The organism is Bacillus sp. FSL K6-1145, from assembly GCF_038003425.1.
Taxonomy (GTDB): Bacteria; Bacillota; Bacilli; order Bacillales; family Bacillaceae; genus Bacillus; species Bacillus pumilus.
Map to the genome: position 1 here is coordinate 1657519 of NZ_JBBOPC010000001.1, position 18634 is coordinate 1676152.

The 18634-nt window shown below is 41.2% G+C and carries 14 protein-coding genes; 12 read left to right on the forward strand and 2 right to left on the reverse strand.

Going from position 1 to position 18634, the window contains the following annotated elements; all coding sequences use genetic code 11:
• Positions 1-18 precede the first annotated feature (18 nt).
• The 12 genes from rny (at position 19) to mutL (ending at position 17295) form a co-directional block, all read left to right on the forward strand.
• Entirely contained in the window at positions 19-1581 is a 1563-nt protein-coding gene (gene rny, locus MHH41_RS08245; RefSeq protein WP_003211958.1) for a ribonuclease Y, read from the forward strand.
• A gap of 88 nt (positions 1582-1669) precedes the next feature.
• Positions 1670-2464 carry a TIGR00282 family metallophosphoesterase gene (locus MHH41_RS08250; protein WP_003212177.1) on the forward strand — a complete coding sequence of 265 codons (795 nt, stop codon included), beginning with the start codon at positions 1670-1672 and terminating at the stop codon, positions 2462-2464.
• A 201-nt stretch (positions 2465-2665) separates the two neighbouring features.
• Positions 2666-2926: a stage V sporulation protein SpoVS gene (spoVS, locus tag MHH41_RS08255; RefSeq protein WP_003211281.1), complete on the forward strand. Its 261-nt coding sequence runs from the start codon at positions 2666-2668 to the stop codon at positions 2924-2926.
• 202 nt (positions 2927-3128) lie between these two features.
• Positions 3129-6173 (forward strand): efflux RND transporter permease subunit, encoded by a 3045-nt coding sequence (locus tag MHH41_RS08260; RefSeq protein ID WP_340866095.1) that lies wholly within the window; start codon positions 3129-3131, stop codon positions 6171-6173.
• A gap of 176 nt (positions 6174-6349) precedes the next feature.
• On the forward strand, positions 6350-7414 hold the full coding sequence (tdh, locus tag MHH41_RS08265; RefSeq protein ID WP_226805210.1) for an L-threonine 3-dehydrogenase: 1065 nt from the start codon (positions 6350-6352) through the stop codon (positions 7412-7414).
• Positions 7411-8592 (forward strand): glycine C-acetyltransferase, encoded by a 1182-nt coding sequence (locus tag MHH41_RS08270; RefSeq protein ID WP_106032963.1) that lies wholly within the window; start codon positions 7411-7413, stop codon positions 8590-8592. Before tdh ends, MHH41_RS08270 begins: the two co-directional genes overlap by 4 nt.
• Positions 8593-8702: 110 nt before the next feature.
• Positions 8703-9809, forward strand: a complete 1107-nt coding sequence (locus tag MHH41_RS08275; protein WP_335364959.1) for an MrcB family domain-containing protein — start codon at positions 8703-8705, stop codon at positions 9807-9809.
• 89 nt (positions 9810-9898) lie between these two features.
• Positions 9899-11425: a tRNA (N6-isopentenyl adenosine(37)-C2)-methylthiotransferase MiaB gene (miaB, locus tag MHH41_RS08280; protein WP_012010025.1), complete on the forward strand. Its 1527-nt coding sequence runs from the start codon at positions 9899-9901 to the stop codon at positions 11423-11425.
• A 1-nt stretch (position 11426) separates the two neighbouring features.
• Positions 11427-11861: a RicAFT regulatory complex protein RicA family protein gene (locus MHH41_RS08285; RefSeq protein WP_003211238.1), complete on the forward strand. Its 435-nt coding sequence runs from the start codon at positions 11427-11429 to the stop codon at positions 11859-11861.
• Positions 11862-12126: 265 nt separating this feature from the next.
• Positions 12127-12672 carry an outer spore coat protein CotE gene (gene cotE / locus MHH41_RS08290; protein WP_003212450.1) on the forward strand — a complete coding sequence of 182 codons (546 nt, stop codon included), beginning with the start codon at positions 12127-12129 and terminating at the stop codon, positions 12670-12672.
• A 124-nt stretch (positions 12673-12796) separates the two neighbouring features.
• The gene (gene mutS, locus MHH41_RS08295) at positions 12797-15373 is read left to right on the forward strand and encodes a DNA mismatch repair protein MutS (protein WP_251191246.1); all 2577 of its coding nucleotides are present in this window, start codon (positions 12797-12799) and stop codon (positions 15371-15373) included.
• Positions 15374-15393: 20 nt separating this feature from the next.
• Complete coding sequence (gene mutL, locus MHH41_RS08300; RefSeq protein WP_340866097.1) at positions 15394-17295, forward strand: DNA mismatch repair endonuclease MutL; 1902 nt, start codon at positions 15394-15396, stop codon at positions 17293-17295.
• A gap of 208 nt (positions 17296-17503) precedes the next feature.
• Here mutL and bslA read toward each other — a convergent pair whose 3' ends face one another.
• Positions 17504-18040, reverse strand: a complete 537-nt coding sequence (bslA, locus tag MHH41_RS08305) for a biofilm surface layer hydrophobin BslA (protein ID WP_050944961.1) — start codon at positions 18038-18040, stop codon at positions 17504-17506.
• 125 nt (positions 18041-18165) lie between these two features.
• Positions 18166-18564, reverse strand: a complete 399-nt coding sequence (locus tag MHH41_RS08310; RefSeq protein ID WP_003211318.1) for a hypothetical protein — start codon at positions 18562-18564, stop codon at positions 18166-18168.
• Between the last annotated feature and the right edge of the window lie 70 nt (positions 18565-18634).

Below are 18634 nucleotides of genomic sequence, written 5' to 3' on the forward strand. Positions count from 1 at the left end.
GCAAGAGGAGGTGAAAATATGTCGCCTACGATGTTTACGATCATCTCCATTTTGCTGAGCCTAATCTGTTTAGTTGTTGGCTACTTTGTTCGTAAAACCATTGCAGAAGCAAAAATATCCGGCGCAAGAAACATGGCCGAACAAATTGTTGAGGATGCAAAGCGTGATGCGGAAGCATTGAAGAAAGAAGCGCTCTTGGAAGCGAAAGATGAAATTCATTCCTTTCGTGTAGAGGCGGAGCAAGAAGTTCGTGAAAGACGTAATGAGCTTCAAAGACAAGAAAACCGTTTACTTCAAAAAGAGGAAAATCTTGATCGCAAAGATGAATCTTTAGATAAACGGGAGTCCCTGTTGGAGAAGAGAGATCATTCTCTGAATGAACGACAACAACATATTGAAGAGATGGAAAGCAAAGTGGATGATATGATTCGTTTGCAGAAAGCCGAGTTGGAACGTATTTCAAGTTTAACTCGAGATGAAGCGAAACAAATCATTCTGGATCAAGTTGAAAATGAGCTTTCCCACGACATTGCAGTCATGACGAAAGAATCTGAAAACCGAGCGAAAGAAGAGGCTGATAAAAAGGCGAAAAATATTCTTTCACTTGCGTTACAGCGTTGTGCAGCTGATCATGTAGCTGAAACGACGGTATCTGTAGTCAATCTTCCAAATGATGAGATGAAAGGTCGTATTATCGGACGTGAAGGACGAAATATCCGTACGTTAGAAACGTTAACAGGTATTGACTTGATCATAGATGATACACCTGAAGCTGTTATCCTATCGGGCTTTGATCCGATTAGACGTGAAACAGCGAGGATAGCTCTGGACAAGCTAGTCCAGGATGGCCGCATTCATCCTGCACGAATTGAAGAAATGGTGGAAAAATCACGCCGTGAAGTCGATGATTATATCCGTGAGATGGGTGAGCAAACGACATTCGAAGTCGGAGTTCACGGTCTGCATCCGGATCTCATCAAAATTCTCGGTCGCTTAAAATTCCGTACAAGTTATGGACAAAATGTCCTGAAGCATTCAATTGAGGTTGCACATCTTGCAGGTCTCATGGCTTCAGAGCTTGGAGAAGATGCAAAGCTTGCAAAACGAGCAGGTCTTCTGCATGACATTGGAAAAGCCATTGATCATGAAGTAGAAGGAAGCCACGTAGAAATTGGCGTTGAGCTTGCGACGAAATATAAAGAGCATCCTGTTGTCATCAACAGTATTGCCTCTCACCACGGTGACCAAGAACCGACATCTATTATCGCTGTTCTTGTTGCGGCAGCAGACGCATTATCTGCAGCACGCCCTGGTGCACGAAGTGAGACGCTTGAAAATTACATTCGGAGACTTGAGAAATTAGAAGATATCTCTGAATCTTATGAAGGTGTTGAAAAATCGTTTGCGATACAGGCTGGACGTGAAGTACGTATTATGGTGAAGCCGGATTCAATTAATGATCTTGAAGCTCACCGTCTAGCAAGGGATATTCGTAAGCGGATTGAGGACGAGCTCGATTACCCTGGTCACATTAAAGTGACGGTCATTCGAGAAACTCGCGCAGTAGAGTATGCAAAATAGAGCGGTGCGCTTAGCGCCGCTTTATTTTTTTGTGTAAATATGCAACACTGATAAGAAGTCAATTTATAAGAGAAAGGGTTCAAAGCGCATGAAAATATTATTTGTTGGAGATATTGTCGGTTCACCTGGACGAGACACACTGAAAGAATACTTGCCAAAGCTAAAGAAGAAATATCAGCCCCACTTTACCATTGTCAATGGAGAAAATGCTGCTCATGGAAAAGGGATCACTGAAAAAATCTATCATGAACTGCTGCAAGCAGGAGCTGACGTGCTCACAATGGGCAACCATACATGGGATAAAAGAGACATTTTTGATTTCATCGATGACGCAGCCAACATGGTTCGTCCGGCGAACTTCCCAGAAGGTACACCTGGTAAAGGTCTGACGTTTATCAAAAAACAAGGGAAAGAATTAGCCGTCATCAACCTGCAAGGACGTACTTTTTTACCCCCACTTGACTGCCCATTTCAAAAAGTAGACGAGTTAATTGCGGAAGCATCTAAACGTACACCGTTCATTTTTATTGATTTTCATGGTGAAGCCACAAGTGAAAAGCTAGCGATGGGCTGGTATACAGACGGCCGTGCATCATGTGTCGTTGGAACGCATACACATGTTCAAACAGCAGATAATCGCGTTTTGCCAAAAGGAACTGCGTATATTTCAGATGTGGGAATGACAGGACCTTATGATGGCATTTTAGGTGTTGATCGGGAGACGATTATTAAACGATTCAAAACGAGTCTTCCAGTCCGTTTTGAGATTGCGGAAGGACGCACGACATTAAGTGCAGTAATCGTAGAAATTGACGAACAGTCGAAAAAAGCTGTCAAAATTGATCGAATTTTGATAAATGATGACCATATTTTCTTTGAATAAATGTTCACATATTTATTTCAGAAAAATATTAATCAGAAAGAAGGAATATGCGCCCTCTATCGTGAATATAGTAAAAATGGTAGGTAGCCTGCTATTTTTGAAAAACATTTTGGGGATGGATTTTCAAAAAATAGCATCATCTAACAAAGATTGTTCTAATGAACACTCACTTATCCATTGTAAATTTAAGGGGGAGCAGAAATGGAAATTTTAAAAGTGTCAGCAAAGTCAAATCCGAATTCAGTAGCAGGAGCATTAGCAGGCGTTTTACGTGAACGCGGTGCAGCGGAAATACAAGCAATCGGCGCTGGAGCGCTGAATCAGGCGGTCAAGGCTGTAGCCATAGCAAGGGGATTTGTTGCACCAAGTGGAGTGGATTTGATATGCATTCCAGCCTTTACTGACATTCTTATCGATGGAGAAGAAAGAACAGCCATCAAATTGATTGTTGAGCCACGATAATTCTAATTTTATTATTTTCAACCTGCTTACATCATGTAAGCAGGTTGTTTTTGTTTACCACTATACATTTCTTATATAACAAATTCAGTTCATGAAATAGATAAAAATGACATATTAGAGCTTGCATTTTTTCACCATGATGATAAATTAAGATTAAGTTAAAAATACTTCATCAAAAATAAATATTTAAGTAGGTGAAATAATGGTTGAAGCTTTTTTGAAAAGAGGAAAGCTTGTTTTTATTTTATTTTTTATTGTTCTCATTGCTGGCGGCTATTTATTTACACAGCTTCCTAAGCGAGAACTGCCAGAATTCCAAGCGAATATCGTCACGATTTCCACCGTGTTCCCAGGTGCGGATGCAAAAAAGGTGGAAAGTGATGTAACCAATAAGCTCGAATCAGCCATATCTGATATCAATGGTGTAGAGAAAACGAGCTCTGTTTCTGCCATTGGGTTTTCAAATATTGTGCTTGAAATTGATGATCAAGCCGACTTTCAAAAGGTGGCAAGTCAAATTAAGAACGAAACCACAAGTGCTGCGTCGTCCTTTCCTGATGGAGTGATGGAGCCTGATGTAAAGGATGAGTTTGGCAGCGTGCCGGTTGGTTCTTATATGGCTGTGGCAAGTCAATCAGCAGACTTAGCAAAAAGTCAGGAATCGCTGCGTGCGTTGAAGGAAAAGGTTGAGGACATCAATGGGGTAGACAGTGTCGTCATCAAAGGATTCAATGACAAACAAGCGGTATTAAACTTAGATTCAAGTAAACTGGAGGATGAAGGGTTAAGTGTAACGGATGTCACAAATGCCATCAATCAGGAATTTGACACATCTCCACTAGGCGACATTCGGACAGGCGGCGAGAAGGTTAAGCTGTCCATCGATGCCTACGACCGTTTGAATCAAGTGAAAAAGCTTGAGCTTTTCTCCAAAACGAACCGTGAACCGGTCACAATCAGTCAGCTTGGCAGCTTAAAAGAAGTAGAAAAAGAGAAAAGTGACATTGTGTCGTATAACGGAAAGCCTGCCTATTCATTTACAGTCAATATCAAACCAGGGCTTGATATTCCTAAAATGTATGACAAAGTCAGTGATGTTATTGAGAAAGAGAAGCAGCTTCCAAGTGGTGTCGAGTGGGTAAACTACTATTCACAAAAAAGTGAAGTGGATGCCATTTTTAATGATTTGATAAAAGAAGCCATTGTTGCGGTCATCGCTGTTATTGTTGTCACCACACTTGGTCTGACCATTGGCGGTGCGTTCATCGTTTCACTTGCCATCCCATTATCAATCACAATCGGAACGATTCCGTTGCCATTTTTACAAGTGGACCTCAATCAGATATCGATTATCGGATTTATCATTGCCCTAGGAATACTTGTCGATGATGCCATTGTCGTCAACGATAATATTTTAAGGCAGATGAAAAAATATGAAAGTCCGCTGAAAGGAACGATTGCAGGGGTCAAAGAAGTTGCAGGGTCTATTTTGACCTCAACACTTGCGGTTGTGTTTGCTTTCTTGCCACTTGTTTTCCTATCAGGTGCAAACGGTTCATTTATACGAGCATTACCGTCTGTCCTCGTAACGACTGTACTTGCGTCTATGGTAATTTCTCTGACACTAGTGCCAGTCTATCAATATACTGTGAACCGAAAAAGACAGAACAAGAAAATTCAAAAAGAGCCAGGATTCCTAGGCAAACCGTTAAAAAAATTAGCTGATTTTTATGCAGACCGTGTGCTGACGAATATTGTGAAGCGTCCGCTGCTTATTGGTTTAAGTGGTTTGCTTGTTGCAACGCTTGCCTTTTTACTAATTTTCGTCACACCATTTGAATTTTTCCCTGCAGCGAATAAGAAAGAAGTGGTTGTCACTGTCACACTTCCAAGTGAAACAACATTAGACAAAACAAATGAAACATTAGAGAAAATAGAACAAGAGATGAAACAGCAGAAAGGCATTGAAGAGACGGCGATCTTTGCAGGCGGCGGTGTACCGAACCTGTTTAATGAAAGTATCTCAAATGCAAGTGATCATACTGGTCAGGTTGTCGTGAGAGTAGACAATGATCAGATGACGAGTAAACAATTGATCGATCGTATGACAGAGCCATTGCGTAAGAAATTTAAAGATGCTGATATCTTTATGAAAACCATTGTTCAAGGACCTCCAACTGGTGCACCTGTGACAGTAACCATTGCGGGTGACTCTTTTGCAAAGCTCATTGATGTCAAAGAAACGCTCACAAGTGAAATGAAAGAAAAAGGAGCGAGCTTGATCACTGACGATGTCAATCAGCCGGTAAAAACGATCTCCTTTGAACTAAACCGTGACCGAATGGCAGAGGATGGCCTCAGCGCTCAGCTTGTCAGCAGACAGCTCGGTCTTGTGACAGAAGGCATGCCATTAGGCAGCTTTAAACAAGGAACAAAAAATATCGATTTAGTGGTCAAACAGCATGTAGGTACACATCAAAATGGATTAAAGCTAAAAGAAATAAAAGTGCCTGTCAATTCAAATGAAGGCGGTATGCCTTCACTCGAGCCACTTAGCCGATATGTAAAAGAAAAAGAAACAGAGCAGTACGAAAGCATTCCACATGAAAATGGAATTCCGACCATTACGCTGAAGGCGTACCCTGGCACGTCAGAGTCGTTTAAAGACGACATGAAAGAAGTCGTCGATCAAGTAGGAAAAACAGATGCAGCGAAGGATCTAGCTATTTCTCAAGGCGGAGAAAATGAAGATCAAACCAAGTTCTTTATTGAAATTAGTCTCTTATTTGGGGTTGTCTTGCTTCTCATTTATGTGACCATCGCTTTCCAGTTCAATTCATTGATGCTTCCACTATTAGTTCTAGGAACGGTTTACTTAGCGATATCTGGAGCTGTTATCGGACTATTTGTCACACAAACGCCGTTCAGCTTTATGGCAACAATGGGAATTGTCTCATTAGCTGGTATCGTGGTCCGAAATGCGGTTGTCTTGTTCGAATTTATTGAGCAGCGGCGTAAGCAGGGATTCGATCAACAGACAGCTGTCATTGAAGCGGGAAGAGCAAGGATTAGGCCAATTTTACTAACAGCATTTACGGCACTTGTTGCCCTAATGCCTGTAGCATTAAGTAATGATCCGCTCTTTAAGCCGCTGGCAATCTGCATTGTATCGGGTGTCTTTTTCTCAACAATTTTGACACTATTAATTGTGCCAGCCTTATATATTGCCGTTTCAAAAAGACGGTGAATCAAAAAGTAAATCTCCTTTTCTATGGGGATTTGCTTTTTTTTTTTAGAAAAATATCCAAAAAAATATGTGGAGTGTTCATTTGTCTTTTTACAGTAGACAATGGTATTTACGACGAAAATAAGACGTGTTAAAATCTCATTGGGAGAAGTTTTTTAACAAAGGGGTTGTACGTCATGTGTGGAACGATGAAAGCAATTGTTAAAAAAGAAAGCGCTTACGGAGCGGTGCTGATGGAGATGCCGATTCCAGAAATCAAAGATCACGAAGTATTGATTCAGGTGAAAGCCACTTCGATATGCGGAACAGACGTGCATATTTACAATTGGGATGACTGGGCAAAGGGAAGAGTTAAAGCGCCCTACATTTTTGGACATGAATTTACAGGGGAAGTTGTCAAGACGGGGAAGCAAGTCTCACGTGCAAAAGTAGGGGATTTTGTATCGGCAGAGACACATGTTGTATGTAATCAGTGCTCTATGTGTTTAACAGGTCAACAGCACTTGTGCAATGAAACGAAAATTTTAGGAGTAGACATTGACGGCTGTTTTGCTGAATATGTCAAAGTACCTGAACAAAATGTGTGGCACAATCCAGCTCAAATGCCAGTAGAGCTTGCGTCTATTCAAGAGCCGCTTGGCAATGCGGTTCATACAGTGCTGCACACACCTGTTTCAGGTAAGTCAGTGGCGATTTTTGGCTGCGGACCAATCGGTTTAATGGCGATCGCCGTCGCGAAAGCTTCCGGTGCTGTCCAAGTGTTTGCTGTCGATCAAAACGAATACAGGCTGAATCTTGCCCGGGAAATGGGAGCAGACCATATCGTGGATATTGGAAAAGATGATCCTGTTGAGGTGATTAAGCAGTTCACGCGGATGGAGGGGGCAGGTGTGATATGCGAGATGTCAGGACATCCAGTTGCCATTAATCAAGCTCTCGAAGCTTGTGCAAATGGAGGGAAAGTCAATATACTAAGCTTGCCAGAACGACCAGTGACAATTGACATTACGAATCAAATTGTTTTTAGGGGATTAACCGTGCAAGGGATCACGGGGAGAAAAATGTTTGAAACGTGGCGTCAAGTATCTGAGTTATTAAGAACAAATACCATCGATGTCAAGCCAGTTGTCACCCATACACTACCATTTGAACAGTTCGAAAAGGGATTTGAACTCATGAGAAATGGGATGTGCGGAAAGGTCGTACTGATGATGCCATCAAATCAAAGGGGGAAGAAATGATGAAAGAATTCACGTATTTACAAGATGAACTGGAAACAATGAAGCAGCAAGGCACTCACCAAACATTGAAAGAGATTGACTCAAAACAATCATCCACTGTGACATTAAATGAACAACCTGTCATACAGCTCTCCTCAAATAACTACTTAGGCCTCACCTCACATCCAAGGCTGATGAAAGCGGCAAAAGAGGCCATTGATCAATTCGGTGCTGGTACGGGGTCGGTACGAACGATCGCTGGCACAATGACGATGCACGAACGTCTTGAAAAAAAGCTCGCTGCATTTAAAAAGACCGAGGCAGCCCTTGTATTCCAATCAGGCTTTACGACCAATCAAGGGGTCTTATCAAGTATCCTGACAAAAGATGATATTGTGATTTCAGATGAACTGAATCATGCCTCAATCATTGACGGCATTCGGTTAACAAAAGCAGATAAAAAAGTATATGGTCATTCCAATATGGAAGAGCTTGAGAAAATTTTAAAGAAATCTATGAATTACCGCGTTCGTCTCATCGTCACAGACGGTGTGTTCTCGATGGATGGAGATATTGCGCCACTTCCTGAGATTGTCAGGCTCGCAGAAGCATATGATGCATTTGTGATGGTAGACGATGCACATGCCTCGGGCGTGCTTGGTGAAAATGGCCGCGGGACAGTCAACCATTTTAAACTCGACGGCAGAGTGCATATTCAGGTTGGGACACTTAGTAAGGCTGTCGGAGTGCTCGGCGGCTATGTAGCGGGATCAGCCGTTTTGATTGATTATTTAAAGCATAAAGCAAGACCGTTTTTATTCAGCACCTCACATCCGCCAGCTGTGACTAGAGCGTGTGAAGAAGCGATTGAAGTGCTGTTAGACGAACCAGAGCGAATTAGCACGCTCTGGGAAAACGCCGCCTATTTCAAAGAAAAAGTCGTCAGCCTTGGATTTCAAGTTGCTCCGACAGAAACACCCATTATTCCAATCATGATTGGAGACGAAGCTCTTACGTTTCGCTTTTCAAAGGCTTTAATAGACCGAGGCGTGTTTGCCCAGGGCATCGCTTTCCCAACTGTAGCAAAAGGAAAAGCGAGAATTAGAGCCATCATCACAGCAGAGCACACAAAAGAAGAACTGGACCGTGCACTGACGATCATCGAAGAAGAAGCAAAAAAACTGAACATACTTGATTGAGAGAGCGCAGGCTCTCTTTTTTTGCACTATTCTTTCCATATTTCATCAAATCTACCGTTTGTTATGTATAATGTATGTAAAAAGATCTATTGAGGTAAGTGGTGAGACAAATGTTATTTAATAAAGAAAATTTTTATGAGCAATTTTTAGATTATAAGAACAAAGGGAGAACAGATAAGAATCACCCTTTTCACAACATGTTTAATAAAGAAATCCCAAACAACATTCGTTATGAATTAGAAAAACGTTATATGAGGAATTTGGATAGGATCGATATTAAAGCATCTACAGGAAATGGAAAAGTTGCAGAATGTTTTTGGATTGCACTTTTAGACAGGAGATTAACGACAAATCCTAATTCCCAAAAAACAACGACACAAAAAGGAATATTTATTGTTATTTTATTTGCTGAGAACGGGGAAGATTTTTATTTAACAATTGAAACTGGAACTGAAAATTTATCTTTATCTGAAATTAAAGAAGAGGCAGCTATTTGGAGGAAGAGGCTACAGCCGGAATTAAAGCACCATAAAAGACTAGAGGGCTTTCATATAGGTGATTTTCATTTGGGTAAATCATTAAGACCTAAAAAATACGTGGCAAGCTCATTGGTTTTTAAAAAGTATAATATTGATCATTTTGACCATCACCAATTAATACAAGATATCAATTCTTTAAATGAGTTTTTTTATGATTTTGTTTACGAAGTATATTTGGATCAGGACCTTACTCCAAAAGTGAAAGATCAGAACAAATTTAAAAGAAAAAGAATCATTCATAGAGATGTTTATAAACAATTAAGAGAAGAAAGAGCAAAGCAAAACGAAGAGACAGGTAGAATAGCAGAGAAATTTGTTTATCGTAAGGAAGTAGAGCAATTAAAAGCAGTGGGTCGGGAACAATTAGCGGAAGCTGTCGATTGGGTGGCTGAGACGGAAGATGGTCATGGATTTGATATCAAATCTTATTACCCCGATGGAAAAGAGAAGCTCATAGAAGTAAAAGGATCTAAACTGACTCACCAAGACTTTCCATTCTTCTTATCTGAACAAGAAAGAATGGTAGCAGAAGAGGAAAAAGAATCATATGTGATTACTTTAGTTGAGAGTGTCGGTACACAGCATATGAAGATTGTCAAAGAAATACAAAACCCTTTAGGTAAAGACGATCTACATCTGAAACCTACTCAATATTCATGCAAAATTCGTGTGGATTGAAAAGTAGTGGCACGTATGAATTTATTTTCAATTCATTAAAAATAGTCTATACTGTAGGGTGGAGCTTGGTTTGAAAGGAGTACAAATTCATGAATGAAGAGCAGAGAAAAGCGAGCGGACAAGTAAGTTCATCGGACAAAAAATCCGAGAAGGACTATAGCCAGTATTTTGAAGCTGTGTACATTCCGCCTTCCTTAAAAGATGCAAAAAAACGGGGTAAAGAAGAAGTCGAATACAATCAATTTCAAATTGACGAGCGTTTTCAAGGGTTAGGAAACGGGCGCAAGTTTTATATTCGCACATATGGCTGTCAAATGAATGAGCATGACACAGAAGTGATGGCTGGTATTTTTATGGCGCTTGGTTATGAACCGACAAACTCAACGGAGGATGCAAATGTCATCTTATTAAACACTTGTGCAATTCGTGAGAATGCGGAAAATAAAGTGTTCGGAGAGCTTGGTCATTTAAAAGCATTAAAGCGTGAAAAGCCAGATTTAATTTTAGGTGTCTGCGGATGTATGTCTCAAGAGGAATCTGTCGTCAACCGTATTTTGAAGAAACATCCATTTGTTGATTTGATTTTCGGTACACACAACATTCACCGCCTGCCAGAGCTGTTATCTGAATGCTATCTTTCAAAAGAAATGGTCATCGAGGTTTGGTCAAAAGAAGGCGATGTCATTGAAAACCTTCCAAGAGCCCGCCAAGGAAAAATTAAGGGCTGGGTGAATATTATGTACGGTTGTGATAAATTCTGTACATACTGTATCGTCCCTTACACGCGCGGTAAGGAAAGAAGTCGCCGCCCTGACGAAATTATTCAAGAGGTCAGACGTTTAGCGGCAGAAGGATATAAGGAAATTACCCTTCTTGGTCAAAACGTGAATGCGTATGGAAAAGATTTTGAAGACATGGAATATGGTCTTGGACACTTGATGGATGAGCTACGTAAAATCGATATTCCGCGTATCCGTTTTACAACAAGCCACCCGCGTGACTTTGACGATCACTTAATTGAAGTGCTTGCTAAGGGTGGGAACCTTCTCGATCATATTCATTTGCCAGTTCAATCAGGCAGTTCTTCTGTCTTGAAGCTTATGGCGAGAAAATATGACCGTGAGCGTTACCTTGATCTTGTGCGCAAAATCAAAGAAGCGATGCCAAATGCTTCATTAACAACGGATATTATTGTTGGGTTCCCAAATGAGACAGATGAGCAGTTTGAAGAAACACTTTCCCTCTATCGCGAGGTTGAGTTTGACGCTGCTTATACGTTCATTTACTCTCCAAGAGAAGGAACACCAGCAGCGAAAATGCAAGACAACGTGCCAATGCATGTGAAAAAAGAACGTCTGCAGCGCCTGAATGCCCTCGTGAATGAAATTTCTGCGAAAAAAATGAAGGAATATGAAGGGCAGACTGTCGAAGTATTAGTAGAGGGTGAAAGTAAAAACAACCCTGAAATCCTAGCCGGATATACAAGTAAAAGCAAGCTTGTGAATTTTAAAGCACCAAAAGAAGCGATTGGCAACATCGTCAAAGTGAAAATCACACAAGCCAAAACTTGGTCTCTTGACGGAGAAATGGTTGGAGAAGCTATCGAGGTGAATTAAAATGACGCTTTATTCAAAAAAAGAGATTGTCGAGCGCGCAAGAGAGCTCGCTAAAATGATTTCTGAAACAGAAGAAGTTGATTTCTTCAAGAAAGCAGAAGCGCAAATCAATGAAAATACAAAAATTTCAACGATTATTAATCAAATTAAGGCGCTTCAAAAACAAGCTGTGAATTTAAAGCATTACGGCAAACATGAAGCCTTAAAGCAAGTCGAAGAAAAAATCGATGCCCTGCAAGAAGAACTGGATGAAATTCCAGTGATTCAAGAATTTAAAGAATCACAAGTGGAAGTCAATTCCCTGCTTCAGCTCGTAGCGCATACGATTTCTAATCAAGTAACAGATGAAATCATTCTTTCAACCGGCGGTGACCTCTTATTAGGAGAAACCGGTTCAAAAGTGAAAAACTCATCACCAAGTTGCTCCATTAAATGAGAAAACCCCGCAAATGCGGGGTTTTTTGTTTTGCTATCATCATTTTTTGAAAGAACAAAAATCACACTTCCCATTCTACTTCTTGTTTCGTCACCCCAAAATCTCTCACTCTCCAACTTTTCCAATTTTCAAGGCAAGTTTATGGGCGACCATGCATACACTGAAACAGAAATGAATTTAATTGAACATGAAGTTCAAAATCGTGACACACTAGACGAATGCCCAGCATAAGATAAAACGATCAAGAACAAGGAGGCATGCCGGAATGTCTGAATACAGAGAAATTATTACAAAAGCGGTGGTTGCAAAAGGGAGGAAATTCACCCAAAGCACACACACCATTTCTCCATCGCAAAAACCAACCAGCATCCTAGGTGGTTGGATCATTAATCATAAGTATGATGCTGAAAAGGTCGGTAAAACTGTTGAGATTGAAGGAACCTTTGATATTAACGTATGGTATTCTTACGCTGATAACACAAAAACAGAAGTCGTCACAGAACGGGTGAAATATGTAGACATCATCAAACTAAGATATAAAGATAAAAATTTCCTTGATGATGAGCACGAAGTGATTGCAAAAGTGCTGCAGCAGCCGAATTGTCTAGAAGTGACCATTTCTCCAAACGGCAATAAAATTATCGTTCAGGCAGAGCGTGAATTCATTGCTGAAGTGGTAGGAGAAACAAAAATTGTTGTAGAGGTCAATTCAAGCTGGAAAGAAAAAGATGATCATGAGTGGGAAGAAGAGGTGGATGAGGAGTTAGAGGATATTCATCCAGAATTCCTAGCGGGTGATCCAGAAGAGTAATTGATGACTAGGGCGCATATCCCCCTAGTTTTTTTGTGTCCTATCTAGGAGAAAAAAGGTGATTTTTTATGCTATAATGAAAGATGGTATGAATTCGAATGTAATATAGTGAGGGATTAGAAATATGGCAAGTTATACGCCCATGATACAGCAATATTTAAAAATCAAGGCAGAGTATCAAGATGCCTTTTTATTTTTTCGCTTAGGCGATTTTTATGAAATGTTTTTTGATGACGCAAAAGAAGCGTCACAAGAATTAGAAATCACGCTAACAAGCAGAGATGGCGGGACCATACCAATGTGCGGTGTTCCTTATCATTCTGCTTCTGCATACATAGAACAATTGATTTCAAAAGGCTACAAGGTCGCGATTTGTGAGCAGGTGGAAGATCCTAAAACGGCAAAAGGTGTAGTCAAAAGAGAAGTCGTTCAACTCATTACACCAGGTACGGTGATGGATGGTAAAGGCTTAAGTGAAAATGAAAACAACTTCATTGCCTCTGTGACAAAGTTTGAAAATGGATATGGACTTGCACTTTCCGATTTATCTACTGGTGAAAACATGGCGGCTTTCATTGATCGATTAGATGAAGTCGTGTCTGAAATTTATTCTGTCGGTGCAAAAGAAATTGTGGTGTCAAAGCAGCTGGATGAGGAAACAGTCAAGACCTTAAAGGATCGGTGCCAAGCGACCATTTCATACGAAGATAGTGATGAATTGATCGATGAAGCTGAGCGGCTCGTGTCCCGCCTGAGCGAGCAACTAAGATCGGCCTTTTTGACATTATATGCTTATTTAAGAAGAACGCAAAAAAGAAGTCTCGATCACCTTCAGCAAGTTCAAGTGTTTGAGCTCGAACAAACAATGAAAATTGATCTTTACTCAAAACGAAATCTTGAATTAACAGAGACGATCCGCTCAAAAAGCAAGAAGGGCTCTTTGTTATGGCTGTTAGATGAAACAAAAACAGCGATGGGTGGAAGGCTGCTCAAGCAATGGATCGACCGGCCGTTAATTCGGCTTTCGCACATTAAAGAACGCCAGGAAATGGTGCAAATTCTTATGGACCATCTCTTTGAACGAGAGGATCTGCGTGAACGGTTAAAGCAAGTATATGATCTCGAACGTTTAGCGGGCCGCGTCGCATTTGGCAACGTAAATGCCCGTGATCTCATTCAGTTAAAGGAATCCTTAAAACAAGTACCAGCCATTAAAGAGCTTGTGCACTCACTGCCAGAGGAAATGGCAAAATCAAGAGCGAATGCGATTGATCCTTGTGGTGACTTGCTTAATTTATTAGAAGATGCACTTTATGAAAATCCGCCGATGACGATAAAAGAAGGCAATTTGATTAAAGATGGCTACAATGCAAAATTAGATGAATACCGTGATGCCAGCCGAAACGGAAAGGACTGGATTGCACGTCTTGAACAGCAGGAAAGAGAATATACCGGCATTCGCTCCTTAAAAGTCGGGTTTAATAAAGTGTTTGGTTATTATATCGAAGTGACACGCGCAAATACACATCTGCTGGAGGAAGGCCGTTATGAAAGAAAACAAACGCTTGCCAATGCAGAGCGGTATATCACACCTGAATTAAAAGAAAAAGAAGCACTGATACTTGAAGCAGAATCAAATATCAACGAATTGGAATATGAACTATTTACAGCTCTCAGGGAGCAAGTGAAAGGTTATATTCCTAGATTACAGCTGCTCGCAAAACAAATGAGTGAGCTGGACGCTCTCCAATGCTTTGCGACTGTCAGTGAAAAACGCCGTTATATCCGTCCAGAATTCTCAGAGGATGAGGTAGATGTCATAGATGGTCGTCACCCAGTCGTTGAAAAAGTGATGGATCACCAGGAGTATGTACCGAATGACTGCCATATGGGAAATGGCCGGCAAACCTTACTCATTACTGGACCAAATATGTCAGGGAAAAGTACGTATATGAGACAAATGGCGCTTATCTCCATTCTTGCGCAAATTGGCTGCTTTGTGCCGGCATCGAAGGCGACTCTTCCGATCTTTGACCAAATCTTTACACGCATTGGGGCGGCAGATGATTTGATTTCTGGTCAGAGTACTTTTATGGTAGAGATGCTCGAAGCAAAAAATGCGATGGTGCATGCAACGAAAAACAGCTTGATTTTATTTGATGAAATTGGACGCGGGACAAGCACCTATGATGGAATGGCTCTTGCGCAGGCGATCATTGAATTTGTTCACGATCATATTGGTGCCAAAACGCTTTTTTCCACACATTATCACGAGCTGACAGTTCTTGAATCTCAATTAAGCGAGCTGAAAAATGTCCATGTACGTGCTGAAGAGCATGAGGGCACGGTCGTTTTCTTACATCAAATCAAAGAGGGTGCAGCTGATAAAAGCTATGGTATTCATGTAGCGCAGCTTGCTGAATTGCCTGATGCGATCATCGATAGGGCCCAGACCATTTTGACGGAGCTTGAGAGCGGATCACATGAAGTGACCCCGCACGTATCTGCAGCTCCAAAAACAGAAAAGGCAGAGGAAAAGCAGCAGCTTTCTTTCTTTGAAGTAGAAGAAAAACCGCAAACCAAACCAGTTCTAAAACAGAAAGATCAAGCGGTGATCGAGGAATTAAAGTCATTCAATCTAATGGATATGACTCCGCTCGAAGCGATGACTAAGCTATATGAATTGCAAAAGAAATTATAATGTAAGGTGAGGTGAGCAAAATGGCAAAGATTATTCAGTTATCCGATGACCTATCCAATAAAATTGCTGCAGGTGAAGTAGTCGAACGTCCAGCTTCTGTCGTAAAAGAGCTTATGGAAAATGCAATCGATGCAAGTAGTACAGTGATTGAAATCGATGTAGAAGAAGCAGGTCTTTCTTCTATTAGAATGATTGATAATGGTGTTGGAATCGATGCTGAAGATTGTAAGCTCGCCTTTCAGCGCCATGCAACGAGTAAAATCAAAGATGAAAATGACCTGTTCCGTGTCAGAACGCTCGGTTTCAGGGGAGAGGCGCTGCCAAGTATCGCATCTGTCTCTCATCTAGAAATGAAAACAAGTACTGGTGAAGGAGCTGGAACGCACCTGGTGCTGCAAGGCGGAAAGATCATTTCAGAGAAAAAAACCTCTAGTCGCCGCGGTACCGAGATCGTCGTTACCAACTTATTTTACAATACACCGGCCCGCCTAAAATACATGAAAACCGTTCATACGGAGCTTGGCAATATATCAGATGTCGTCAATCGAATTGCGCTGGCTCACCCAGAAGTATCGATTCGCTTGCGTCATCAAGGAAAAGTCCTGCTTCAGACGAATGGAAACGGGGATGTGCGGCATGTGCTTGCGGCCATTTACGGAACAGCTGTTGCGAAAAAAATGGTGCCGCTTCACGTGCAATCACTTGATTTTGAAGTGAAAGGATATATCTCCTTGCCAGAAGTGACAAGGGCATCACGGAATTATATGTCTTCTGTTGTAAACGGCAGATATGTTAAGCATTTTCCGCTCGTGAAAGCGGTCCATGAAGGGTATCACACGCTGCTACCGATTGGCCGCCACCCGATTACATTTATAGAGATGAAGATGGACCCCATTTTAGTGGATGTGAACGTTCATCCTTCGAAGCTTGAAGTGAGACTTAGTAAAGAGCAGGAACTTCATGAGTTAATTAAGCAAGGAATTAAGGACGTATTTCAAAAGCAGCAGCTCATTCCAAGTGCTTCGGTGCCAAAAAAAGCACCAATGCCAGCGATCAAAAATGAGCAGCAATCCTTAACCTTTGATGCGAAAAAAGGAAACACAAGCGAGGTGGAAACGCCGCTATCCTATCAGCCGGATCCGCTCGAATCGGTCTTATATGAGACAAGCCATACCGAAGCATACGGAATGCCTAATCAAGAGAAGACGGAACCATCATCACCAGTATTTTATGAAGAAGCCTCATCTGAGCGAGTTCAGTTAGAGGAATCCGCCGCTTCACTAGAATATGAAGAGTTAGAACTAAGAGAAGATGCTGCAGAAGCCATTTCAGAAAACGAACGCGTCCCTGTGATGTATCCCATCGGACAAATGCATGGCACATATATTTTGGCTCAAAATGAACGTGGGCTTTATATTATTGATCAGCATGCGGCCCAGGAGCGAATCAAGTATGAGTATTATCGTGAGAAAGTAGGAGAGATCAAACAGGAAGTGCAAGAAATGCTCGTCCCATTAACATTCCATTACTCGAAAAACGATATGCTGATTATTGAAGAGCATAAAGAGATACTAACGAAAGTGGGTGTCTTCTTAGAGCCTTTTGGTTCAGGAAGCTACATTGTACGGTCGCATCCGCAGTGGTTTCCAAAAGGAGAAGAGACTGAACTGATCGAAGAGATTATTGAGCAAGTGCTGGATGAGAAACGTGTAGATATCAAAAAATTAAGAGAAGAAGCGGCAATCATGATGAGCTGCAAAGGCTCTATCAAAGCAAATCGTCATTTGCGAAATGATGAAATCAAAGCCCTATTAGATGAACTCAGGCAGACAAAGGACCCTTTCACTTGTCCGCACGGCCGGCCGATCATCATTCATCACTCGACATATGAAATGGAGAAAATGTTTAAACGGGTCATGTGATCAAATAAAAAAGCGTTCTTATTAAGGCACCTCAGCGTGTAGACAAACTATTGCGCGAGCTGGTGCTCACGAATGTCTAATCCGCGCCAGAACTCGTCCTTCCTAAGCTACAAAGGTTTCTATCACACTGAAAAGAAGACAAAGGGCTAAAATAAACATCATTTTGCCCTTTGTCATTTGGAGCGCTCTTATTAGAGCGCTTTTTTATTTAGCATCCACACGGATCTGGCGGTGTGACCACAACTGGTCGTGTATTAATATCAATCGTATCTTCTGCATAAAATGTAGAACCGATGCTAATTGCTCGATTTTCTGCGCGGAACGTATATGTACCTGCGGCAGGGAGTACTTTATGTGAAAGCTTTAATGTATATTTGGAAATTCCAAGTAAATCCAATCTAAGCGGAATACGGACGGTTTGTCCGTTGTTCAAAATGTAGCTGTCTTTTAATGCTTTACCGTTCATAATGTCTTTAGTTGTTGCTTGGAAACCCTTTGGCAGTGTGAACTCAACCGCACCAAGACTTAGAATAGAATTTGGGCTGTACGTTAGTTCAATGTCAGAAAAAGACCATTCCTGCTTACTTGTACCTGTAATTTTTGCGTAAAGGGCAGCTGGTTTTGCATTGGTTGATGCTTTGCTTTCCTCTGTTTTGGCTCCTTCAGCAGATGCAGAAAGCGGTACTGACAGCGCCATAACCAATGTGAGCATCCCCATCATGATCATCGTCCATGTTTTTTTCATTTCTTCCTTCCCCCTTGTTGAATATAGGTAAATAATAGATGATTACACCCATTATTTACCTATAATGTTACCATATCCCTACATGGTATTAAATGGTATATTATACCCTTATTTTGTCATCTTGTTTAGTAATAACGGGGAAAATGCGCATTTGGTTGGTTCATTCCGTAACCAAAGCCTGGCATTTGCTGATTCGGCATCATCATATGCATATCTTGATATCCGTATGGATGATATGGCATCATTCCATATCCACCATAGTGGCCATGATGATGGTGATCCTTCATTGGAACATGCGAAAAGGGGTCATGCTGATTTGGAAAAGGCGGATAGGCTGAATGATGATGCGGATAATGTCCGCTGTACTTATCCTTTTTACCGGTATGATAATGGTTTGGCATATTCATATGATCATGCATGTTTGGCGCGACCACATGCTCATGATTGGCTGTATACACATTCTCAAACGTATGGTACGGATTTCCTTCGTGATGATAATTCATTTGGCTATTCATATTGTTCATTTGATATCTCATCCTTTATGTCAGGTTGCCATATCCTATGAGCATGATCCGTTTCATGAGCCTATCCATA